This window comes from Egibacter rhizosphaerae, from assembly GCF_004322855.1.
GTDB classification, from domain to species: Bacteria; Actinomycetota; Nitriliruptoria; order Euzebyales; family Egibacteraceae; genus Egibacter; species Egibacter rhizosphaerae.
Genome location: NZ_CP036402.1, coordinates 4,412,191 through 4,434,608 on the forward strand (window position 1 = coordinate 4,412,191; position 22,418 = coordinate 4,434,608).

Here is a 22,418-nt window from a genome sequence, read left to right on the forward strand (position 1 = left end):
CGCACGCGCGGGCACGAGGAGGTGGACAGTCTTGGCCGAGCGCACCAAGTACCTGTTGGACGAAGAGGCGTTGCCCACGCATTGGTACAACATCGGGGCCGACCTCCCCGTCGCGCCGCCGCCGGTCCTTCACCCGGCCACGCACGAGCCGATCGGGCCGGACGACCTCGCGCCGCTCTTCCCGATGGCCCTCATCGAGCAGGAGGTCACCGCCGAACGGTGGGTCGAGATCCCCGAGCCGGTCCGCGACGTCTACCGGCTGTGGCGTCCCAGCCCCTTGTATCGGGCCCGCCGCCTCGAGCGGGCGCTCGGCACGCCCGCTCGCATCTACTACAAGTACGAGGGGACGTCGCCGGCGGGCAGCCACAAGCCGAACACGAGCGTCCCGCAGGCCTGGTACAACGCCGAGGAAGGCGTCGAGCGCTTGGCGACCGAGACCGGCGCCGGGCAGTGGGGGAGTGCGCTCGCCTTCGCCTGCTCGCAGTTCGACCTCGACTGCGAAGTGTGGCAGGTGCGGGCGAGCTACACGCAGAAGCCGTACCGCAAGGCGATGATCGAGGCGTACGGGGCCACGATCCACCCGAGCCCGTCCGAGCGGACCGAGGCGGGCCGCAAGATCCTCGCCGATGACCCCGACAGCCCGGGGAGTCTGGGCATCGCCATTAGCGAGGCCGTGGAAGCGGCGGGCAGCGACCCGGACTGTCGCTACGCCCTGGGCAGCGTCCTGTCGCACGTGCTGCTGCACCAGACCGTGATCGGCCAGGAAGCCATGCAGCAGATGGCCGCCGCGGGGGACCAACCGAATCTCGTGATCGGGTGCACCGGGGGAGGGTCGAACTTCGCCGGTCTCGCGTTCCCGTTCCTGCGGGAGAACCTCGCCGGAAGGCTCGACGCGGTGATCCGCGCGGTCGAGCCGACCGCTTGCCCGACGCTCACCCGTGGGGTCTACGCCTACGACTACGGCGACACGGCGGGGCTCACCCCGCTCATGAAGATGCACACCCTGGGACACGACTTCATCCCCGACCCGATCCATTCGGGTGGGCTGCGCTACCACGCGATGTCGCCGCTGCTGTCGCACATCGTCGAGCAGGGGCTGATCGAGGCGGTCGCGTACGACCAGAAGCCCTGCTTCGAGGCCGGCCTCCAGTTCGCTCGGACCGAGGGGATCATCCCGGCGCCGGAGCCGACCCACGCCCTCGCTGCCTGCATCGACGAGGCCCTCGCCTGCAAGGAGACCGGTGAGGAGAAGGTGATCCTGACGGCCTTGTGCGGGCACGGCCACTTCGACATGAACGCCTACGAGCGCTACCTCGCCGGTGAGCTCGTCGACCGACCGTACCCCCAGGCCCAGATGGACGAAGCCCTCACCAGGCTGCCCCGGGTCGACGTCTAGCCGGAGTCTCGTTCCCGCCGGCGATCGGCCCCCTACGAACGCCTGACCCTACGAGCGCCGGCCTGGTACGAGCGCCGGCCTCGCACGAGCGCCGGGTGGGACCACCGCGGGGTGGCCCCACCCGAAGTGCTCGTCGACGGGAGTTAGTAGCTGTCGCGGCAGGGCTCGTCGAAGTCGTGCTCGGCCGCGGTCGGACCCTCGTACTCGATCTCGGTGTTCACGAGACCCGACGAGCTCTCTCGGTCGGGCTCGCCCATGGCCGAGGCGCGCACGACCCGATCGTTGGGCTCCCCGGCGAAGTTGCCGCTGCCCTCGGGCAACATCCCCTCGTAGTCCACGCTGTCGAGCTCGTGGATGGCGTCCATGACGGCCGCGCGCGAGATCTCACCTTCGTCGGCGGCTGCTTCCAACGCATCGCGAATCGGGTACTGCGACACCCACCCGGCGGTGTGGAAGTTGTTGCGCGGCTCGCCCTCCCCGGCCTCGCCGAGTGCGTCCTGCATCGCCTGGTGGCCCGGGGTGTCCGATTCGTACGTGGGGTAGGGCCCCACCGACCAGTAGAAGTTCTCCATCGCCTCACCGGCGGGGGAGTCGAGCAACGCGACGTTCCACGTCGGCCCGTGACCGATGAAGAAGCCCTCGTAGCCCTGTGCGACCGACTCGCCGACCAGCGCGCCGGCGTCGGTCGGGTTCGTCGTGAGGATCACGAGGTCGGGGTCCTGCGAGACGATCTCGGCGATCGCGTCCGCCTGGTTCTCCTCGCCGTCGGGCGTCTGCACACCGATGTGCTCGGCTCCCACGGCCTCGGCCGCGTGGCGCACACCGACGTCCGAGTCCTGTCCGTAGTCGTTCGGGTAGTGGACACTCATGATCGTGTCGACGTCCTCGGCGTTCTCGATGTAGTAGTCCACCGCGTTCATCGAGTCCACGCAGTAGTTCGGACCGGTCTCGAGCATCACCGGGTCGAACGGGAAGTCCGAGTTCCATGCCATGGGGACGGCGAACATGTCGTCGCCCTCGAGCTCGTCACGGATCGCGATGGTGGGGGAGGAGCCGAGCGACACCCCGAGGCCGAGGATGTCCCCGCGGATCTCCTCGAAGACCTCCGCCTGCACCTCCGGGACGTACTCGTTGTCGCGGATGTGCGTCTCGATGTCGACGTCGTATCCGCCGATCCCGCCGTCCTCGTTCACCTCGGCCCAGAAGGCTTCCATCGCGTCCTGGATCAGCGGACCGGCCTGCGCGAAGGCCCCGACGGTGAGATCGTTCAACGAGCCGAGGTAGATGCACCCGTTGTCCTCGTTCACCGCCACGTCCTCCGGGCAGGGCTCCTCGGTGACACCGGCACCGGGGGCCTCCGGGGCCTCCTCCTCGTCCTCGTCGTCGGGGTCCTCGTCCTCCTCGTCCGGCTCCTCCTCCTCCTCCGGCTCGTCGTCGTCCGGCTCCTCGTCATCGTCGTCCGGCTCGTCGTCGACGGCGGCGTCGTCAGGGTCCTCGTCGTCGGCTGGCTCGGCCGCCTCCTCGTCCTGGCGACACCCGGCGATCGCCAGTGCGATCACCAGCAGCCCGACCAGAAGCGCGAGCGTTGATCTGCTGTGCATGTGTGTGGCTCCTTTGTCGCCCACCCGTGATGGAGTCCGGCGCACGGCTTTCACCGCGCGGCTAGTGCGAGAACGGCCATCCCTTCCAATAGTTGCGGACCTTCAGCCACAAGCCGAAAAGACCGCGCGGCTGCAGGATCAAGAACAGGATGATGAGGACGCCATAGAGCGCTGCCTCGAGCTGGAACACGTTGATGAGGCCCCCGTCGCGCAGCGACGGATCCGTGCTGATGAACGGGAAGAGGATGGGTGCCTGCCGGGTGATGAAAGGCAGGAACGCGATGAACAGGGCGCCCATGATCGAGCCGGAGATGGTCGCGACCCCCCCGATCAGGACCATCGCGATGTACTGGACGCTCAGCAGCAGGCCGAACGAGGCGGGATCGATCTGGGTGTTCACCGTGTAGAAGAGCGCGCCCGCGATGCCGGCGTAGAAGGAGGACACCGCGAAGGCGATCGCTTTGTAGCGCGACAGCTTGATGCCCATGATCTCGGCGGCGATGTCGCGATCGCGGATCGCGCTGAACGCTCGTCCCACCTGACTGCGCGCCAGGTTGCGAGCGAGCACCGCGAAGACGATCAGCAGCACGAGCGTCAGGTAGAACAGTTGCTGGTTCGCGGTCAGCGTCACGCCGAGGAGCTCGCCGGGCTGGTCGAAGCGCCATCCCATGATCTCGGGGATGGCCCCACGCCGTCCGGCCCCCAGCCCGCCGGTGAGGCTGGTCCATTCCTTGAAGATGTGCTCACCGAGGAAGACGAGCCCGAGCGTCACGATGGCGAGGTAGAGGCCTCGGAATCGGGCGAACACCGGGCTGACCGCCCACCCGACCAATCCGGCGACCACCCCGGCCGCGGGCAGTGCCACGATGAACTGCAGGCCGAGCCCGATCTGCCGACCGTCGACGTCGCCGGTGAGGGCTGCCGCGGTGTAGGCGCCGATGCCGACGAACACCGCGTGACCGAGCGAGACCTGCCCCGCGTACCCCGTGACGAGGTTCAGGCCGATCGCGCCGATCGCGTACGCGAACCCGATCGCGAAGATCTGCAGGATCGGGTCCACGAACATCCAGGGCAGTGCGAGGCCGAGTGCGACGATGGCTCCCACGCCCCAGCGCTTGCCCGGCGTGTTGAGCAGGGCCATGTCCTGTGCGTACGAGGTGTAGAGATCCCGCCGACCCCGCAGGCGGGAACCGCGGGCTGCTCGCACGCCGCGAGCCCGGTCGGCCGGGGCGGGGCGGGTCGTGGTTGCCATCGTCGCGGCCTCCTAGACCCGCTGGATCTCGGGCGTGCCGAACAGCCCGTAGGGACGAACGAGCAGGACCACCAGCATCAGCGCGTAGGGCGCGACGATGCTGAAGTTCGAGCCCAGGAAGGGGAGGTAGGTGCTCTGGTAGGTCGCGAACAAGGCCTCGACCACCCCCACGGCCAGGCCACCGACGACCGCGCCGGGGATCGAGTCGAGGCCGCCGAGGATGATGGCCGGCAGGGCCTTCAGCCCGACGTACCAGGTCTGCTGGTCGATCGTGGAGCCCGCGCCGATGAACACGCCCGCGACCGCGGCGAGGGCGGCGGCGAGCGCCCACGAGATGCCGAACATGTGCCCGACGTTCACGCCCTGCGCGAGCGAGGTCTCCTGATCGAAGGCCGTCGCCCGCATCGCGAGCCCGATACGGGAGTAGCGGAAGAACAGGTAGAGCGCCGACAGGATCGCCGCCGTCGTGATCAGCGCTGCGGCGTGCCGGTGCTGCAGCGTGAGCGCGCCGAGCTCCCACCGTTCCAGCCCCCACGGGTCGCCCATCGGGCGCACGTCGGCGCCGATGAACCGGTTGGTGATGACCCGTATGACGACGTCGAGCCCGAGCGTGATGATCGCGATGATGAAGACGGGCTTGCCGACCATCGGTCGCAGGACGGCCCGCTCGATGCCGAGGCCGGCGATCGCGGCGGCCACGACGGCCACCAGCACGGCGAGGTAGAAGTTCAGGCCCACCTGCACCGTGAGTAGGGCGACCGCGGTGGCGCCAGCGGCCATGAGTGCGGGCTGCGCGAAGCTGATGACGTGCGTGGACTTGAAGATGATCACGAACCCGACGGCGATGAGCGAGTAGGCCGCGCCCTGGCCGAGCCCGGAGATCAGGGTCTGTAGCAGTTGCGTCACGACGGCTGCTCCGTGGGCTGGCGTTCGCCGTACAAGTCGGCCACGAGATCGGCGAAGGCCCGCTCCATGGCCTTGCGCTTGACCTTCTGGGTGGCGGTCAACTCGCCGTCCTCGTGGTCGAGCTCCTTCGGCAGGAGCCGGAAGGCCTTGATCTGCTCCACCTGCGAGAACTGCGCGTTGACGCGGTCGACCTCGCCCCGGACCAGGTCGACGACCTCGGGTTTCTCGGTGAGGTCCCGGTAGGTCGTGTAGGGCATCCGCCGCTGTTGCGCCCAGTCGCCCACGGTGTCGAGCTCGATGCCGATCAGGGCCGCGAGGTACTTGCGGTTGTCGCCGAGGACGACGGCCTCCTGGATGTACGGGCTGGCCTTGAGGGCGTTCTCGATCTCGGAGGGCGATACGTTCTTGCCGCCCGCGGTGATGATGATGTCCTTCATCCGGTCGGTGATCCGCAGATGGGTACCGTCCACCCACTCGCCGACGTCGCCCGTGTGCAGCCAACCGTCGTCGTCGATCATCTCGGCGGTCGCCTGGGGATCCCTCCAGTAGCCCTTGAAGGTGCCCGGGTGGCGCGTGAGGATCTCGCCGGTCTCCTCGTCGACACGGACCTCGACCCCGTCCTGCGGCTCACCGACCGTGCCGAGCTTGATCCGCCCCGGGTGGTTGGCGGTGGCGATCGCCGTGTTCTCGGTCATCCCGTAGACCTCGTGCATCGGTACCCCGATGCCCATGAAGAACCGCAGGACCTCCGGGGCGATCGGTGCGGCGCCGCTCGCCGCGTAGCGCGTCTTCCGCAGCCCGATGCGGTCGCGCAGCGAACGGAACAGGAGGATCCAACCGATCGCGTAGAGCGTGCGTGTGAGCGGTGTGTGGTTGCCCCCGGTCCCGACCAGCGTCGCGCCGATCCGGTCGGCGACCTTCATCCACAAGCGGTAGTTGAGGCGTTTGACGAGGCTCGCCTTCGACATCCGGATCTCGATGCCCGCGACGATCTTCTCCCAGATGCGGGGCACGCCGAAGACGATGGTCGGCTGGATCTCGGCGAGGTTCTGCTGGACGGTGTCGATCGATTCGGCGAAGTTGACCTGGGTGCCCATCGCCGCGTTGAACCAGGTCGTGAAGACGCGCTCGGCGACGTGGCACAGCGGCAGGTAGCTCAGCAGGACGTCGTCCGGCCCCGGGGCGGGATCCACGAACCCGCCACCCTCGACCAGAACGCTGATCGCGAACTCGACGTTCGCGACGGTGAGCATCGCGCCCTTGGGTGGCCCCGTCGTCCCCGAGGTGTAGATGAGCGTGATGACGTCATCGGGCTCGGCCTCGGCCATGCGGCGCTCGACGGCACCCTGGAACGCCGCCCGGTGTTCCCGGCCTCGGGTGATCAGCTCCTCCCACGAGAGCAGGCGGGGATCGTCGTAGCTCCGCACCCCGCGGGGCTCGATGTAGACGATGGTCTCCAGCTCGGGGCAGTCGTCGGCGACCTCGAGGGCCTTGTCGACCTGCTCCTGGTCCTCCGCCACGAGCACCTTGGAGCCGGAGTCGCTCAGGAGGTGGCACACCTCGGGTGCCGGATTGGTGGGATACAAGCCCGTCGTGACGCCGCGGACCGCCACGGCGGCGGCGTCGGTGTAGAGCCATTCCGGTCGGTTCTCGGAGTGGATCGCGACACGGTCGCCCGCTGCGACCCCCAGCGCCAAGAGACCATGGGCCACGTCGAGGACGGTCTCCCAGTAGTCGGTCCAGGTGACCTCCTGCCAGATGCCGAGGTCCTTCTCGCGCATGGCGACGCGGTCGGGGTGTGCGGCGGCCCAGTCCCGGACCCGCGTGGCGATCGTGGTGGTCGTCGTCTGCGGCGTGGGCTCCAGCGTGGTCGTCACGATGCGCCCTCCTCGCGCGGGTACGCGGTCTCGTCGGCGGAGTCGTGCTGCGCGGAGATGAGGTCGTGGGTGTGATCCCCGCCCCCCAGGTAGGCGGCGATCACGTCGGGGTGGCGCTGCACGTCGGCGGGCGTGCCGACGGTCAGCGGCCGTCCGAAGTCCAGACAGAGCACGCGGTCGGCGAGGTCCATCACGAGGCCCATGTCATGGTCCACGAGGATGATCGGGATGCCGAGCTCCTCGCGGATGTCGAGGATGAACCGCGCGGTGTCCTCGGTCTCCTCGACGTTCATGCCCGCCACGGGCTCGTCGAGGAGCAGGAGCTTGGGCTCCATCGCCAGTGCGCGGCCGAGCTCGACCCGTTTCTGGATGCCGTAGGGGAGGAGGCCGACGGGGTACTTGCGGTACTGCTCGATCTCGAGGAAGTCGATCGTCTCCTCGATGGCGGCCCGGTGCTCGACCTCCTCGCGCTTCGCCCGACCCGCGTAGAGCAGGCCCGAGAGCCACCCGTAGCGGATGTGCCGGTGGCGCCCGAGCATGAGGTTGTCGATCACGGTGAGGTTCTCGAACAGCTCGATGTTCTGGAAGGTCCGAGCCATGCCGAGGCCCGCGATCTCGTCGGGCTCGCGGCCGAGCAGGTCCTCGCCGTCGAAGCGCACCGAGCCCTCCTGGGGCCGGTAGACGCCGGACAAGACGTTGAAGATCGAGGTCTTGCCGGCCCCGTTGGGTCCGATCACGGCGAACAGCTCGGTTGGGCCGACCTCGAAACTGACGCCGTCGATCGCGGTGACCCCCGCGAAGCGCAGCACGACGTCCTCGAACTCCAGGAGCGGGTCCGGTGCGGCGCCGCGGTCCGCTTGCGCTCCCGAGCCGTCGCGGGTCGCGGCCGGAGCGAGGGGCGCGGCCGGGGAGGCGGCGTGCTGTTGGCTCACGACAACCACCGCTTCCGTCGCTTGTAGTGCTTCACGTCGCGGAAGGACTTCTGCGATTCGTCGTCGGCCATGCCGAGGTAGAACTCGCGAACGTCCTCGTCCTCGATGAGTTCCACGGCCGGCTTGTCCATCACGATCTTGCCGGTCTCGAGGATGTAGCCGTGCTCTGCGATGGACAGGGCCATGTTCGCGTTCTGCTCGACCAGCAGGACCGTGGTGCCCTGGTCGCGGATCTGGACGATCAGGTCGCGGATCTGCTCCACGAGGCGGGGCGCCAGCCCGAGACTCGGCTCGTCGAGCAGGAGGTAGCGCGGGCTCGACATCAAGGCGCGCCCCATCGCGAGCATCTGCTGCTCGCCGCCGGAGAGATACCCCGCGGTCGCTCGTCGTCGGTCGGCGAGGATCGGGAAGAGGTCGAAGACGCGCTGCATGGCGTCCCGCATCCCCCGGTTGGAGACGTAGGCGCCGATGCGCAGGTTCTCCTCGACCGAGAACTCGGCGAAGATGCGCCGACCCTCGAGCACCTGCTTGATCCCCAGGCCGACGAGCTGTTCGGGGCGCTTGCGGTGGATCGGCTGCCCGTCGAGGGTGATCCGACCCTTGGTGATCTCGCCCTCGTGCACGTCGAGCAGTCCGGACAGTGCCCGCAGGAGCGTCGTCTTGCCCGCCCCGTTGGAGCCCAGCAGCGCGATGATCGAGCCTTCGGGGACCTCGAGGCTGACCCCGCGAAGGACCTGGATCACGTCGTCGTATACGACCTCGAGGTTCGAGACTGCGAGCACGCACTCCCTCCCGTCGCCCACCGCCGGCACCCGAAGCCCGGTCCGCGTACCGACGCGGCCCGGCCGCGCCTGACCGTGGTCAGGTATTGGGTGGATCGTAGAGAATCACCGCGCGTCTGTCTCGGGTCATCCGGCAGAAACTTCCGGGTGTCTTACACGACACCGCCGGCTGGCGGGGTCGGGCTGCACCTCGCCGGCCCTGGCGCGCTGCGGCGGGCAGTATGGGTCGCTCGACGGTGCGTCGACGGGAGGAGTCGTGACGATGCAGCAACGTTTGCTCGGGCCGACCGGCCTGGCGGTGAGCGAGTTCGCGCTCGGGACCATGACGTTCGGGGCGGAGAGCGACGAGCAGCAGAGCCGTGCGCAGCTGGACCGGTACGTCGAGGCGGGTGGCACGCTCATCGACACCGCCGACGTGTATCAGCGGGGCGAGTCCGAGCGGATCGTCGGGCGATGGCTCAGCGAGCGTCGTGACCGGGAGGACCTGGTCGTCGCGACGAAGGCGCGAATGCCGATGGGCGACGGCCCCAACCAGCGAGGGCTGTCGAAGGCGTGGCTGCACCGGGCCGTGGACGCGAGCCTCACCCGGTTGCAGGTTGCGCACATCGACCTCTATCAGGCGCACTGCTGGGATCCCGCGACGCCGATCGAGGAGACCCTGGAGGCCCTCGACGAGCTCGTGACCGCCGGCAAGGTCCGCTACGTGGGGGTCAGCAACTTCACCGGGTGGCAACTGCAGCGCGCCGTGCTCGTCGCGCGCTACGAGGGGCGGCCCCCGATCGTGTCGCTGCAGCCGCAGTACAACCTCCTCGACCGTCACATCGAGTGGGAGCTGCTGCCCCTCTGCGAGGACGAGGGCCTGGGGGTGTTGCCCTGGTCGCCGCTGGGCGGTGGGTGGCTGACCGGCAAGTACCGTCGCGACGAGGGCCCGACCGGTGCGACCCGGCTGGGTGAGGACCCGCAGCGTGGCGTCGAAGCCTGGGACGCCCGCAACACGCCGCGGACCTGGGCGCTCTTGGAGGCGCTGCGTGATGTCGCACAGGCACACGGGACGTCCATGTCCCGCGTGGCGTTGCGATGGGTCACCGACCGCCCGGCGGTCGCGTCCACCATCCTCGGCGCGCGCACCGTCGACCAACTCGACGACAACCTCGCGGCGTCCGAGCTGATCCTCGACGCGGACGCCGTCGCGGAGCTCGATCGCCACAGCGACCCGGGACGTCCGCAGTACCCCTACGGGTTCATCGAGGACATGTCCGCCGACCGTCTCGCCCTGGCACGCTCGAGTCGATGAGGTCGCCCCTAGTCGATGAGACGGGCCCGTAGCCGGCGGATGGCCAGGGCCCACGCGACCGCGCCGAACACCACGAGCCCGGCGACGTGGCCGAGCTGCCCCCAGCCCGAGAACCCGAACACCGCGCCGCGGACGAGCTCGACACAGTGGTACAGCGGGTTCAGGACGCTCGCGGCGGCGACCGGCGCCGGCAGGACGTCCACGGGGAAGAAGGTGCCGGCCACGAGGAACAGCGGCGTGAGGACGGCGCTGATGACGTAGTTGAAGTTGTCGATCGACCTCGCGATCCCGGCGATGAGGATGCCGAGGCTCGCGAACCCGAAGCCGGTCAGCGCGGCGATGAAGGGGACGAGCAACATGCCGGGGGAGGGGTCGAGGCCGAAGAAGATCGCCACGATCATGGGGGCGCAGCCGTAGACGCCGGCGCGCAGCGACAACCACAGCGCCTCCGCGGTGACGAGCTCGCCGGTGTCGACCGGTGCGGCCAGGATCGCGTCGTAGGTGCGCTGGAAGCGCCGCTTCACGAACGTCCCGAACATGCCGGGGAAGGCCGACGAGAACATCACCGCGGTCGCGACGATCCCGGTGCCGATGAAGTCCAGGTAGTCGAGCCCACCGATCGCCGGCAGCAACACCCCGAGCCCGAAGCCGAAGGCCAGGAGGTAGATCGTCGGCTCGACGATCGACGAGAACGTCGTCGACACCCAGTAGCGGGTGAAGACCGTCCACTCCCGCGACAGCACGCCGGCGACGGCCGCCGGCTCGATGCGCCGCAGGCGGTCGGGTGGCTGGGCGCGTGACGAGGTCGACACCGCGGACCCCCGCATCAGGCGATCTCCTCCCCGGTCAGCCGCACGAAGACGTCCTCGAGGTTGGCGGCGCGTCGCACCGCGGTCGGGGTGAGCTCACCGGCGAGCTCGGCGGTGAGCCGCTCGGCGAACAGCACCACCAGGGCAGGGCCGCTGCGCCGCGTGGGATGCCCCGCCGCGGTGGCGCGCGCCGCGAGCGCGTCGAGGCGCTCGGGAGGCCCGTAGACCTCGAGCACCTGCTGCCCCGCGTGCTGCTCGATCAGCGCGGGAGGGGTGTCGTCAGCGACCACCTTCCCGGCCGCCATCATCGCCACCCGGTCGGTGAGCCGTTCGGCCTCCTCGATGTAGTGCGTCGACATGAGGACGGTCACGGCCTGCTGGCGCAGCCGCGTGATCAGGCCCCACAGTTCCTGCCGGACCTGGGGGTCGAGCCCGACGGTGGGCTCGTCCATGAGCACGAGCTCGGGTCCGTGGACGAGGGCTCGCGCGATCAACAGACGTCGGCGCATGCCGCCCGAGAGCGCGTCCACCCGCGTGTCCGCGCGTTCGACGAGGTTGGCGATCGCCAGGGCGCGATCGACGGCGGCGCGGCGCTCGCTGCGTGGTACCCGGTAGAGGCGGGCGAAGACCGCCAGGTTCTGGCGGGCGGTCAACTCGACGTCGAGGTTGTCGAGCTGCGGGACGACCCCGCAGCGGGCCCGCGCTCGCTTCGACGCGCTCGGCAGGGGCAGGCCGAGGACCTCGAGCTCGCCCGCGTCCGGTAGGGCCTGCGCGGTGAGCAGCTTCATCGTCGTCGACTTGCCGGCGCCGTTCGGCCCGAGCAGACCGAAGCAGGAGCCCGACGGCACCTCGAGATCGACCCCGTCGACGGCCCGGATCGCGCCGAAGGACTTCGCGACGCCTCGCAGGGAGATGGCCGGGTCCTGAACGGTGTCGGCGTGGGACCGCGCGGCCGCGTCGGCGGCGGGGGAGCCGGGCGCGGGTGCGTCCGGGCTCGCGGTGGGGTCGGTCATCGGGTCGGGCTCCTGGCATGCGGCGCTCCCAGGGAGCGTAGTGCGTTCGGCGCGGGTTGCCGCCCGCCGCCTACCACCACGGGCGCGGTTCGTGGGTGCCGTGGCCCCGCCGTCCTCCCGGCGCGGGGTCGTTCGCGGCGAGGTCGTCCGATCCCAGCGGGCGTAGCCGTAGATCCAGCCAGAGCAGCAGACCCACCGCCACGGGGTACCCGACGATCGGGATCACGAGCACGACCGCCGCCGCCGAGGCCGCGAGGCCCAGGATCGGGACGTCGGGCGCGGTCGCGATCGCCACGGTCAGGAGCACGATGGCCAGCAGCCCGATGGTGGCCAGCAGCACGGCGAGTGCGACGGCGCTGTGGTGCCCGCGCTCGCGGCGCAACGGGAGACCGCACGACGTGCAGCGCGCGACCAGGAGCACCACACGACGGCGCAGCCGCACGCCACAGAGCGGGCAGCGGCCCCGGACCGCTCGCCAGAGCCCGTGATGCCCGTCGTCGTCGGCCACGCCGGTCACCCCATCAGCGTGACGACGGCGCTGCTGAGGACGAGGACCATCACGGCCACTGCGGCGATCAGGAGCGGGATGGCCGGGCGTCGGCGCTGAGCGATGCGCGCCCCGCCCCAGACCGCGACCGCGGCGGCGAGGATGATGAGCTGCTCGTTGAACAGCGCGAGAGGGGCGAGCGTGGGGTCGACCTGCCACCGCCATACGCTCCACAGGACCAGGCTCCACACGATGGTGACCGTGAGATAGGCGACCGCGGTGATGGCGAGCGTGCGTTGGCCTCGCGACTCGGTGACGCTCTCGACGAGCAGGGCGGAGGGCAGGCCGGTCGCCGCCATCGTGACGCCGGCGGCGAGGGTGGCCACGGGCCCCCAGGTCGCCGTGGTGCCGGCGGTCAGCAGACCCGTGAACTCGACCAGGGCCACGATCCCGACCGCGAACGCGCTGCCGGCGACCGCGTCGAGGGCCGCGCTGCGGATCCCGCCAATCCGAGGGGCGCCCCACGTCCCGCCGCCGCGGTCGGGGTCCCGTCGCTTCGTGGCGCGTCCGGGGCCGCTGGCGGACGGCTTGGGGCGGGCGGGGCCACCCGCACGGCTGGGGACGCCGCGCTGTCGCCGTGAGAGACCGCGACTCGGCGTCGCGTGGGGCTTCTTGCCGGGTTCGTTGGCACGCGCAGCGGCGTGTCGCATGTCGCCACCGGTAGCGGAGGGATCGCGGGAGGTTGCGCGCATCGTCCTCCCAGGATCGCACGCGGCACGCCGGATGCCCCGCGCTACCCCGTCGAGCGGACGAACCGCCTCACGCCGTCGAGTGGACGAACCGCGTCACCCCGTGAATCGGCGAAGCCGCAGCGCGTTGGCGACCACCGACACCGACGACAGCGCCATGGCGGCTCCCGCGATCAGCGGGTTGAGCAGTCCCACGGCGGCCAGCGGGATCGCGGCGGTGTTGTAGCCGAACGCCCACCCCAGGTTCTGGGCGATCGTGCGGTAAGTGCGGCGCGACAGGCGGATGGCGGCCGGGACCCCCGCGAGGTCCCCGCGCAGCAGGGTGAGGTCGCCCGACTCGATCGCGACGTCGGTGCCCGTGCCGATCGCGATGCCCAGGTCGGCCTGCACCAGCGCGGGGGCGTCGTTGACACCGTCGCCGACCATCGCGACGCGCTCCCCGGCGCCCTGCAGGGACGCGATCTCGGCGACCTTGTCCTGGGGCAGCACCTCGGCGAGCACCCGATCGATGCCGACCTGCCCGGCGACGGCCTCCGCGGTGCGCGACTGGTCGCCGGTGATCATCACGACGTCGAGGTCGAGCTCGCGCAGTGCCCGGATCGCTTCGGCGGCCCCGTCCTTGAGGGTGTCGGCGACGCCGATGACGCCGCGGGCCTCGCCGTCCCAGCCCACGAGGACGGCGGTCTGGCCGGTGGCCTCGAGCCGGTCCATGGCCTCCTCGAGCGGCTCGTCGACGCCGAGGCCCGCCTCGGCCATGAGCTTGCGCCGGCCCACCCAGACCTGGGTCCCCTCCGCCGGGCCACCGGCGATCCGCCCGTCGAGCCGAGCCGTGACCCCGTAGCCGGCACGAGCGTCGAAGTCGCGCACCGCCGCCGTCGCCACGCCGCGCGACTGGGCGGCGTCGCTGATCGCTGCGCCGATCGGGTGCTCGCTGGAGGCCTCGACCGCAGCGGCGACGCCCAGCACGGCCTCCTCCTCGCCCGACGTGGCCACGACCTCCTGGACCGCCATTCGTCCGGTGGTGAGGGTTCCCGTCTTGTCGAGAACCACGGTGGTGATGCGGCGTGTCTGCTCGAGGACCTCGACCGACTTGATGAGGATGCCGAGGTCGGCGCCGCGGCCCGTGCCGACCATGATCGCCGTGGGGGTGGCGAGTCCGAGCGCGCAGGGGCACGCGATGATGAGCACGGCCACGGCCGCGATGAGCCCGCCGACCGGGTTCGCGGCCACCAGCCACCACGCGCCGAACGTCAACGCGGCCACGACGATGACGGCCGGCACGAACACCGCCGAGATGCGGTCGGCGAGCCGCTGCACCGGCGCCTTTCCGGCCTGCGCCTCGGTGACGAGCCGGGTGATCTGCGCGAGCGCGGTGTCGCTGCCGACGGCGGTGGCCTCGATCTCGAGTGCCCCGCTCGTGTTCAGCGTCGCGCTCGCCACGCGATCGCCGGGGTGCTTGTCGACCGGGACGGACTCGCCCGTGAGCATCGACTCGTCGACCGCGGACGCGCCGTCGACGACCGTGCCGTCGGTCGGGACCTTCTCGCCCGGCCGCACGCGCAGGCGGTCGCCCACCGCCACCTGCTCGGCGGGCACGAGCTCCTCGCGACCGTCCGGGGTGACGCGTCGCGCCTCCTTCGCGCCCAGTTCGGCGAGGGCGCGCAGGGCGGAGCCGGCCCGCGACTTCGCGCGCGCCTCGAAGTACCGCCCCAGGGCGAGGAACGCGACGATCCCCGCGGCGACCTCGAAGTAGAGCTCCCCACCCCCGGTCACGAGCTCGACGCTCGAGAACCCGAACGCGGCGAGGGTCCCGATCGCGATGAGCGTGTCCATGTTGGCGGTCAGGTGGCGCGCCCGGCGTGCCGCCTCGACGATGAACGGCCAGCCCGCCCAGAACTGGACCGGGACCGTCAGCCCTGCGACGGTCCATTGCAGCGCCGGGCTCGCCTCGAGGGCGGCCATGAAGCCCATCGAGATCACGACGACCACGGCGGCGAGGGGGAGCGCGACCGCCGCGCGCAGGCGCCAGTAGCGTGCGAGCTCGGCCTCGTGGTCCGCTGCGGAGCCCTCGTGCTCGCCGTCCCCCTCGGGAGCCGTCCCGCCGGTCGGGTCGAGCTCGTAGCCGATCCGCTCCACGGCGTCGGCCAGCTGCGCGGTGTCCACCGGCCCGTCGAGACTGACGTGCGCGAGGCCGGTGGCGTAGTTCACGTCCGCCCGGGCGATGCCGTCCTGCCGCTCGAGGATCCGCTGGACTCGTGCAGCGCACGAGCCGCAGGTCATCCCGCGGACGGGGAGGTCCAGCGCGTCGCCGGCCCCGTCGGGGGCCGCGTCGTGGCCCTGTGACGTGGGCGACGGGGGAGTGGGCGTCATCGGATCCTCCAGGGTGGCCGTGCCAGCATGCGTGGGGACGGGTGCTGCCGCCAGTCTACCCGCTACCCCTTTGGGGTATCATTCACGGAAGCAGTGCCCACCGGGATCGGCGAGTTCGACGAGGAAGGGAGCGCGACCGGATGCGTGGCTACGAGGTGTCGAAGGACGACTATCTGGCCCGGCTGAAGCGGATCGAAGGGCAGGTCCGAGGCCTGCAGCGCATGATCGAGGAGGACACCTACTGCATCGACGTGCTCACGCAGGTGTCCGCGGCGACCAGCGCGTTGCGGGGTGTGGCGCTCGGGCTGCTGGACGAGCACGTGCGCCACTGCGTCGCGAATGCCGCCCAGGGCGAGGACGGCCAGAGCGCCGACGCGATGGTGACCGAGGCGAGCGCGGCGATCGAGCGGTTGGTGCGCAGCTGACCGGCCCGGTCGCGGCGTGCGCGGGGAGGACGTGTTCGCGGTTGTGCTTAAACGGGGGAGGTGCCGCTGACGTTGAGCCCAGGGCTGGTGGTTTGCCGGCCGAGGGGGTGAGGTGACCAGTACGAGAGGCGGGAATCGTCCGCCAGCGGCCGGGCGACGGACCGCGGTGGCTCGCGCCGTGCACCGCGCCGCCGGCGCGGGTTCCATCATCTCGGTGTGGTGGGCCGTCGGGGCCGTCGTGGGCATGGTCGTGCTCTCGTGGGGCGCGAGCTGGCTGCTGGGCGGGGCGGCGCGCGTCGTGCCGCACTGGTACTACTTCCCGGTCCTGTTCGCCGCCCTGCGGTTCGGGCACGTCGGTGCGCTGGTGGTGGCCCTCGCGTCGGGGTTGCTCGCGGGCCCCCTGACGCCGGAGTTGGTCGGTGAGGGCACCGCCCAGAACCCCTCGGAATGGCTGACCCGGACCGTCTTCTTCGTCGCGGTCGGCCAGGTCGCGGCCCTGCTCGTGCAGCCGTCCCTTCCGTCCCTGACGGCCGACGTGCGTCGGCGCCGCACCGAGCGCAGCATCCGAGGCGCCCTGGCTCGCGGGGAGTTCGAACTGCACTTCCAGCCGGTCCTCTCGGTGGCCCACGGGGAGACGGTCGGCGCGGAGGCGCTGATCCGGTGGCGTGACCCCCAACGGGGGCTCTTGCCCGCGGGTGCGTTCATGCCCGAGGTCGAGCGGACGGAGACCATCCACGAGGTGGGCGCGTGGGTGCTGCGGGAGGCCTGTGCACACGCGGCAGCGTGGCCCGACGACCGGGCATGGGTCGCGGTGAACCTCTCGGGGGCCGAGCTCGACTCCCCTGATCTGCCCCGACGCGTCGCGAGCACGCTCGAGCGCACCGGGTTGCCCCCGGCCCGCCTGTGCATCGAGATCACCGAGACCGTCCTGGTCGAAGACTTCGAAGGCTCGCGGCAACGGTTGGACGAGCTCGCGGGCACGGGGGTTCGCGTCGCGATCGACGACTTCGGCACCGGCTTCTCCTCGCTCGCCTACGCGCACCGGTTCCCCGCGGACGTGCTCAAGATCGACCGCAGCTTCGTCGCAGCCCTGGAGACCGATCCCCAGGGTGGTGCCATGGTCGGCAGCATCGTGATACTCGCGCGCACCCTCGGGATGCGCACGATCGCCGAGGGCGTCGAGACGCAGGTCCAGCAGCATCGGCTGCCGGAGCTCGGCTGTGACATGGCCCAGGGCTACCACTACCACCGGCCGATGCCCGCCGGCGACCTGGACGTATTGCTGCGCGCCCAGCAGTTCCACCGCAACGACGCGGAGGGCGCGGCGGAGCCCGGCGGGGTTGGCGCGGGCGACAGGGCTGACGGGGTTGACGGCACCGACCGGATCGGGGAGGCCGATGAGGCCGACCGGGAGGATCCAGTCGGTCGCACGCCACGTCGCCGCTGATCGAGCGGGCCGGCCTGCCTGTCCGGCCAACCTCCCGATCGGGCCAAACCTGGCGATCGGGCCAAACCCGCCGATCTTGTTCGTCCTTTGTCCACGTGCTGCGCGGAGGTTGTGCAGTATCTGGATCCATGTGCATACTGTGCACCATGCTTCAGACGGCCGACCGCGTGCTGCAGATCCTCGCCCGGTTCGACGCGGACCGGGAGGTCATGAGCACGGCCGAGATCTCCGAGGCGTTCGGGCTGCACCGCAGCACGGCCTCGCGGCTGACCAGCACGCTCACCGGTCGCGGATTCCTCGAGGGATCGCCGGCCGCGCTGCGGCTCGGCCCGGAGGTGGGGCGACTCGGCTGGCTCGTCGTCGGCAATCGCCTGGATGCGCTCAGCGCCGCCTGGGAGGTCATGGAGCAGCTCGCGGCCGACTGTCGGGAGACCGTCACGCTGTCGGTGCTCGACCGGTGGGAGGCGGTAAGCCTCGTCCAGGCCGATGGCCCGCACATCATCGGCATCGGGTCGTGGACGGGGCGGCGCACCCCGAGCCACTGCACCGCCGACGGCAAGGTGCTGATGGCGTTCGACGAGGAGCTCGAGCTCCCGGCCGAGCCGCTCGTGGCGTACACCGACCGGACCGTCACCGACCCCGGGGAACTTGCCCGGGAGCTCGCCGCGATCCGCGAGGCGGGCTGGGGTCGCGCCGTCGGTGAGGTCGAGGACGGCCTGCACGGGGCGTCCGCCCCCGTCCGGGACCCCAGCGGCCGATGCCGCGCCGCGATCGTCGTCTCGGGACCGTCCTACCGCATGCCACCCGAGCGCCTGGAGGAGCTCGGCGAGCGCTGTATCCAAGCCGCGGAGCGACTGCGGGCCCACGCGCCCGCCATCGGCCTGTCCGGGGTCCCCCGGGCACCGGTCGCGTAAGCCCCGTCGCGGGATCCGCCCGTCGCGGGTTGCCCCGATCCGATCAGGGAGTGAGACGCCATGCGTGGCGACCGTTCGATGTCCTGTCCGACCCGCCGGTCCCGGCGCCGCGGTGCATCCGTCGCGCTGTTCGCCGCCGCGGTCCTCGGCCTCGCCGCCTGTGACGAGGCCGGCGGTGAGGAACGCGAGACGACCTTCGCCGTCCAGGCGTGGCCGGAGTTGGTCATGACCACCCAGGTCGTCGAGGAGATCCTCGGCGAGATGGGGTACACGACCGAGACCGACGACATGAGCGTCGAGGTCACCGCCGAGGCCCTGGACACCGACGACGTGGACGTCTACCTCGGCAACTGGTGGCCGAGCCAGGAACCGACCTTCGGTGAGCGCATCGAGGACGACGAGGTCGACGTCGTCGGCACGTACCTCGAGGGCACGGAGTACCAGCCGGCGGTGCCGGCCTACGTCGCCGACGCCGGCGTCACCTCGTTCGCCGACCTTGACGACCATGCCGACGAGTTCGACCGCACGATCTACGGCATCGAGGCCGGTGCGCCCGGCAACGAGACCATCATGGACGCGATCGACGACGACGCGTACGGCCTCGGCGACTGGGAGCTGGTCGAGAGCAGCACCCCCGGCATGCTCGCCGAGCTCGAGAGCGTCTACGACGAGGAGGAGTGGATCGTCTTCCTCGGGTGGACCCCGCACTGGATGACCGTCGAGTACGACCTCACCTTCCTCGAGGATCCCGAGGACGTCTGGCCCGGGGCCGGGGAGGTCCGCGCGGTCACCCGGAGCGGGCTCGAGGACGAGGACCCCGACCTCGTGCGGCTCCTGTCCCAGCTCGAGACCGAGATCGAGACCCAGTCGGACTGGATCCACGAGCTCGAGCAGGAGGAACGCGCCGAGGAGGAGGTCGCGCGAGAGTGGCTCGGCGAGAACCCCGACATCGTCGAGGGATGGCTCGAGGGCGTCGAGACCGCCGACGGCGAGGACGCGGCCGAGGTCGTCCCCGACGCGTTCTAGGCGCCTCCACCCGCACCCGCCCGACGACCGGCCTTCATGGAGTCTCGATGGCACACGCCCACCCGCCCGCTGACGGCACCCCGGAGCTCGAGGAGGACGTCCTCGCGTTCAACCGCGAATTGGTCGCCGCGATGCGTGGGGGGCGCGACGTCACCGAGGTGATCGCGACGCTCGATCCGGACCCGTTGCGCTACATCTGGGTCGACGAGGGCGGCGGCGAGCTCCCCGCGATGCTCGCTGCCGGCCGCGACGCGCTCGCGCGTGCGCCCGCCATACCCGGCCACGAGCGCGGAGACGGCACCCCCGTTCACCAGGCCGAGGAGGCTGCGCGGCCGACGGTCGCGGTGCGTCCCGGCGACAATGCCGTGCTCACGGCGTGGCTCGTCTGGGAGCCGGGTCGCGGCGAGCGGGTCTGGGCGCGCGTCGCGGGGCCCGACGGGGTGCCGCTCGTTCCAGCCGCGGCCCTGCACCAGACGCCGGTCGACTGCGTGCGTCCCACGGCGATCTTCGACGCCGAGGGCACGCCGTGGGTCTGCTACGCCGCCGCCAGCGGCCCGGAGCCCCCGGCCGGGGAGGTGGGCGTGTGGGCGCAGGCCCATCGCGAGGGCCATTGGGAGGCCCCGGTGCGGATCAGCCACGAGGGTCCCGCGGCGCATCCGGCTTTCAACCAGGAGGCCGCGGTCGCCGCCGACGGCGCCCTGGAGGTGTGCTGGCAGGGCCGTGCCGGCGAGGGGTTCGCGATCTTCCGTCGTCGCTACGAGGACGGGCAGTGGGGGGCGATCACGCGGGTGAGCCCCGAGGGCACCGGCAACGCGTGGGATCCGTCGATCGCCCCGCTGCCCGACGGGCGGCTCGCCGTCGTCTGGAGCGCCTACTCGGAGGGCTACCGGATCCTGCAGCGGGTGGTCGATCGCGACGGTCAGGGCGATCCGCCGCGGGCGCTCACCGAGGGCGCGGACTACGGGGTGCACCCGAGCCTCGCCGTCACCTCGACCGGCGAGCTGTGGTGCGCGTTCGACCTCGTGACCGTGCACGGCCACGGTGGCTCGGGACCGACCCAGCTCAAGCCCGCCGGCGCGACCGAGGCCCCGGGCGATCACCTGCACCGCGACACGGGCCGCTACATCCCCGCGGAGCTGCGACCGAACGTGTCCGCCCGCATCGCCGTCGTCCGGATCGACGACGACGGTGTCCGCGAGGCGGCGGGGGAGCTCGCGCCGGGGCTCGAGGTGAACCCCGCGGGGCTGCCCGTCCTGGTCGCCGACGCGAGGGGAGGTCTCTGGCTCACCTACCGGATCATGCGCCGGTTGCCGCTGCTGCACTACCACTGGGAGGTCGCCGCGCAGCCCCTCGGGCCCGACGGCTGGGGACCGGTGACAACGTTCGCCGGCAGCGACGCCGGCCTCGAGGAGCCCGCCCTCGCCGCCGACCCACGCGGCGGCGCCGCGCTCGCGTGGCAGGCCGACGACCGGTGCGCCCGCAGCCTCGAGTGGACCGAGGGTTTCGGCGGGCGCGAGCAGGCCGAGCGCCGAGCGCACCACGGTGAGGTCGTGTGGGACGCGGTCGCCGCTCCGGGGAGGATTCGCGAGGGCCGGGTACGGCCCGTCGAGGGGTCTCCGGCCGCGTCACCCGCGCCGGTCGCGGCGGTGCACGCCGACACGCGGACCGAGGTCCGCCCCTTCGTCGACGCCGAGCGGGAGCGCGTCACGGTCGAGACCGAGGGCGAGACGCTAACGCTGTGGTGGGGCGACCTGCACCGCCACTCGCTGATCAGCCGCTGCACCGCCGGCGACGAGCCCGCGCTCGACGACTTCTACCGCTACGCGTGGGACGTGAGCGAGTACGACTTCTGGGCGGTCACCGACCACGCCGAGAACACCAACGCCTACCAGTGGTGGGGGATCCAGAAGCTCGCGGACCTCTTCCGCGTGGACGGGCGGTTCGTGCCGCTCTACGGGTTCGAGTGGACGAGCTGGCTCGGGCACCAGAACGTCATCTACGGGGATGTGCCTCGCGGCGCGCCGATCTTCTCCGCTGAGGCCGAGTCCACGGACGACCCCGCGAAGCTCTGGGCGGCCCTGCGCGAGCACCCCGACCACCCGGCGATCACGATCCCGCACCACCCGGGCGCGGTGATGGTGCCCTACGACTGGAGCTACTACGACCCCGACTACCTGCGCGCGGTCGAGATCTTCCAGGCCTGCCGGGGCAACTACGAGGACGACGGCGCGTTCCGCCAGTACTCCGACGGCACGCTGACCGGGACCTTCACGCTCGACGGCCTCCGCCGCGGCCACCGGTTCGGGCTGCTCGCCTCGTCGGACCACGGCAACGGCGCGAGCTACGTCGGCGTGTACGCGCCGCGGCTGGATCGGGCCAGCGTCTTCGAGGGGCTGCACGCCCGGCGCACGATCGCCGCGACCACGCGGGGCATCGCGCTCGACTTCCGGGTCGACGGGGCGTTCCTGGGGGAGGAGATCGTCCGCGACGGGCCGGTGACGCTGTACGCGAGCGTGCGCGGCTACCGCGACGTCGCACGGCTCGAGGTGCTGCGAGAGGGTGAGGTCGTCGCCGCCCGCATCCCCGCACTCGACTTGCCGCAGGGGTGGCTCGCGGTCCCCGTGCGCGTCGAGTGGGGCCTCGCGGAGGAACCCACCGACTGGAGCGGGAGCCTGCGCATCGACGGGGGAGCGGTCCTGCAGACCCCGTACTGGAGCCCCGAGCTCACCGAGGTCGCGGACGACGCCGCCCACTGGCGGGCGTCTACCCACGCGCTCGGCGGAGGCGGGCTCTACGAGTCGCAGCGCGGCGGCGTGGAGCTGACGCTCCTCGGGCCGCCGACCGCCGAGGTCGTGGTCGAGACCGCCGGGGGCCTGCTCAAGACGACCCTCGGGGAGGCTGCGGCCGGCCCGGTGGAGGGCACGCCGCAGGGCAGCGGACGAATCGGCCTGCAGGCGGGTACCGGCGGGCTCACGAGCCTCGGGTCGGCGGACGCGACCCTCGACGCGACCGACGACCCCGCGGGCGGCTCGACGTGGTACTACGCCCGCGCGTTCCTCGTCGACGGCGAGATGGCCTGGTCCTCGCCGGTGTGGGTCGACCCGTCGGCGGGCTGATCGCGGGTCGCCTTCCTCGGCC

18 protein-coding genes are annotated in these 22,418 nt (G+C 71.3%); 7 read left to right on the top strand and 11 right to left on the bottom strand.

Annotated elements, in window-relative coordinates:
• Positions 1–31: 31 nt before the first annotated feature.
• Entirely contained in the window at positions 32–1,396 is a 1,365-nt protein-coding gene (locus ER308_RS20225) for a TrpB-like pyridoxal phosphate-dependent enzyme (protein WP_131156656.1), read from the top strand.
• Between the two features lie 143 nt (positions 1,397–1,539).
• On the opposite strand, the gene ER308_RS20230 is transcribed toward ER308_RS20225, so the two are convergent.
• The 6 genes from ER308_RS20230 to ER308_RS20255 form a co-directional block, all read right to left on the bottom strand.
• Complete coding sequence (locus ER308_RS20230; protein ID WP_131156657.1) at positions 1,540–2,997, bottom strand: ABC transporter substrate-binding protein; 1,458 nt, start codon at positions 2,995–2,997, stop codon at positions 1,540–1,542.
• Positions 2,998–3,058: 61 nt separating this feature from the next.
• A complete protein-coding gene (locus ER308_RS20235) occupies positions 3,059–4,249 on the bottom strand; it encodes a branched-chain amino acid ABC transporter permease (RefSeq protein ID WP_205745766.1) in 1,191 nt (396 codons plus the stop codon).
• Positions 4,250–4,261: 12 nt separating this feature from the next.
• A complete protein-coding gene (locus ER308_RS20240; RefSeq protein ID WP_131156658.1) occupies positions 4,262–5,155 on the bottom strand; it encodes a branched-chain amino acid ABC transporter permease in 894 nt (297 codons plus the stop codon).
• Entirely contained in the window at positions 5,152–7,032 is a 1,881-nt protein-coding gene (locus tag ER308_RS20245; protein ID WP_205745767.1) for an AMP-dependent synthetase/ligase, read from the bottom strand. The genes ER308_RS20240 and ER308_RS20245 overlap by 4 nt, the downstream gene beginning before the upstream one ends.
• Positions 7,029–7,859 (bottom strand): ABC transporter ATP-binding protein, encoded by an 831-nt coding sequence (locus ER308_RS20250; RefSeq protein ID WP_420826263.1) that lies wholly within the window; start codon positions 7,857–7,859, stop codon positions 7,029–7,031. Before ER308_RS20250 ends, ER308_RS20245 begins: the two co-directional genes overlap by 4 nt.
• 101 nt (positions 7,860–7,960) lie before the next feature.
• Entirely contained in the window at positions 7,961–8,746 is a 786-nt protein-coding gene (locus tag ER308_RS20255) for an ABC transporter ATP-binding protein (protein WP_131156660.1), read from the bottom strand.
• Between the two features lie 262 nt (positions 8,747–9,008).
• On the opposite strand from ER308_RS20255, the gene ER308_RS20260 reads away from it, so the two are divergent.
• Positions 9,009–10,040: an aldo/keto reductase gene (locus ER308_RS20260; RefSeq protein WP_131156661.1), complete on the top strand. Its 1,032-nt coding sequence runs from the start codon at positions 9,009–9,011 to the stop codon at positions 10,038–10,040.
• 8 nt (positions 10,041–10,048) lie between these two features.
• Here the strand turns inward: ER308_RS20260 and ER308_RS20265 are convergent, their stop codons facing one another.
• The 5 genes from ER308_RS20265 to ER308_RS20285 form a co-directional block, all read right to left on the bottom strand.
• On the bottom strand, positions 10,049–10,867 hold the full coding sequence (locus ER308_RS20265; RefSeq protein ID WP_131156662.1) for an ABC transporter permease: 819 nt from the start codon (positions 10,865–10,867) through the stop codon (positions 10,049–10,051).
• Complete coding sequence (locus ER308_RS20270) at positions 10,867–11,862, bottom strand: ABC transporter ATP-binding protein (RefSeq protein ID WP_131156663.1); 996 nt, start codon at positions 11,860–11,862, stop codon at positions 10,867–10,869. Before ER308_RS20270 ends, ER308_RS20265 begins: the two co-directional genes overlap by 1 nt.
• Positions 11,863–11,932: 70 nt before the next feature.
• The gene (locus ER308_RS20275) at positions 11,933–12,379 is read right to left on the bottom strand and encodes a hypothetical protein (RefSeq protein ID WP_131156664.1); all 447 of its coding nucleotides are present in this window, start codon (positions 12,377–12,379) and stop codon (positions 11,933–11,935) included.
• Complete coding sequence (locus ER308_RS20280; RefSeq protein ID WP_131156665.1) at positions 12,376–13,059, bottom strand: hypothetical protein; 684 nt, start codon at positions 13,057–13,059, stop codon at positions 12,376–12,378. The genes ER308_RS20275 and ER308_RS20280 overlap by 4 nt, the downstream gene beginning before the upstream one ends.
• 135 nt (positions 13,060–13,194) lie before the next feature.
• Complete coding sequence (locus tag ER308_RS20285) at positions 13,195–15,468, bottom strand: heavy metal translocating P-type ATPase (protein WP_131156666.1); 2,274 nt, start codon at positions 15,466–15,468, stop codon at positions 13,195–13,197.
• Between the two features lie 140 nt (positions 15,469–15,608).
• Here ER308_RS20285 and ER308_RS20290 point away from each other — a divergent pair, with 140 nt between their 5' ends.
• The 5 genes from ER308_RS20290 to ER308_RS20310 all read left to right on the top strand — a co-directional run bounded on the left by ER308_RS20290 (position 15,609) and on the right by ER308_RS20310 (position 22,396).
• Positions 15,609–15,893 (top strand): metal-sensitive transcriptional regulator, encoded by a 285-nt coding sequence (locus tag ER308_RS20290; protein WP_131156667.1) that lies wholly within the window; start codon positions 15,609–15,611, stop codon positions 15,891–15,893.
• A gap of 112 nt (positions 15,894–16,005) precedes the next feature.
• Positions 16,006–17,340, top strand: a complete 1,335-nt coding sequence (locus ER308_RS20295; RefSeq protein WP_131156668.1) for a putative bifunctional diguanylate cyclase/phosphodiesterase — start codon at positions 16,006–16,008, stop codon at positions 17,338–17,340.
• Between the two features lie 146 nt (positions 17,341–17,486).
• Positions 17,487–18,254, top strand: coding sequence for an IclR family transcriptional regulator (locus tag ER308_RS20300; RefSeq protein WP_165492283.1), 768 nt, complete (start codon positions 17,487–17,489; stop codon positions 18,252–18,254).
• Between the two features lie 60 nt (positions 18,255–18,314).
• Complete coding sequence (locus tag ER308_RS20305) at positions 18,315–19,280, top strand: ABC transporter substrate-binding protein (RefSeq protein WP_131156670.1); 966 nt, start codon at positions 18,315–18,317, stop codon at positions 19,278–19,280.
• 47 nt (positions 19,281–19,327) lie between these two features.
• Entirely contained in the window at positions 19,328–22,396 is a 3,069-nt protein-coding gene (locus tag ER308_RS20310; protein WP_131156671.1) for a DUF3604 domain-containing protein, read from the top strand.
• Positions 22,397–22,418 lie beyond the last annotated feature (22 nt).

What these genes read in the sequence shown, in the direction of transcription:
- ER308_RS20230 (WP_131156657.1), bottom strand. Translation starts at nt 2,997, where the DNA reads ATGCACAGCAGATCAACGCTCGCGCTTCTGGTCGGGCTGCTGGTGATC.
- ER308_RS20235 (WP_205745766.1), bottom strand. Translation starts at nt 4,249, where the DNA reads ATGGCAACCACGACCCGCCCCGCCCCGGCCGACCGGGCTCGCGGCGTG.
- ER308_RS20260 (WP_131156661.1), top strand. Translation starts at nt 9,009, where the DNA reads ATGCAGCAACGTTTGCTCGGGCCGACCGGCCTGGCGGTGAGCGAGTTC.
- ER308_RS20265 (WP_131156662.1), bottom strand. Translation starts at nt 10,867, where the DNA reads ATGCGGGGGTCCGCGGTGTCGACCTCGTCACGCGCCCAGCCACCCGAC.
- ER308_RS20270 (WP_131156663.1), bottom strand. Translation starts at nt 11,862, where the DNA reads ATGACCGACCCCACCGCGAGCCCGGACGCACCCGCGCCCGGCTCCCCC.
- ER308_RS20280 (WP_131156665.1), bottom strand. Translation starts at nt 13,059, where the DNA reads ATGCGACACGCCGCTGCGCGTGCCAACGAACCCGGCAAGAAGCCCCAC.
- ER308_RS20285 (WP_131156666.1), bottom strand. Translation starts at nt 15,468, where the DNA reads ATGACGCCCACTCCCCCGTCGCCCACGTCACAGGGCCACGACGCGGCC.
- ER308_RS20290 (WP_131156667.1), top strand. Translation starts at nt 15,609, where the DNA reads ATGCGTGGCTACGAGGTGTCGAAGGACGACTATCTGGCCCGGCTGAAG.
- ER308_RS20300 (WP_165492283.1), top strand. Translation starts at nt 17,487, where the DNA reads ATGCTTCAGACGGCCGACCGCGTGCTGCAGATCCTCGCCCGGTTCGAC.
- ER308_RS20305 (WP_131156670.1), top strand. Translation starts at nt 18,315, where the DNA reads ATGCGTGGCGACCGTTCGATGTCCTGTCCGACCCGCCGGTCCCGGCGC.
- ER308_RS20310 (WP_131156671.1), top strand. Translation starts at nt 19,328, where the DNA reads ATGGCACACGCCCACCCGCCCGCTGACGGCACCCCGGAGCTCGAGGAG.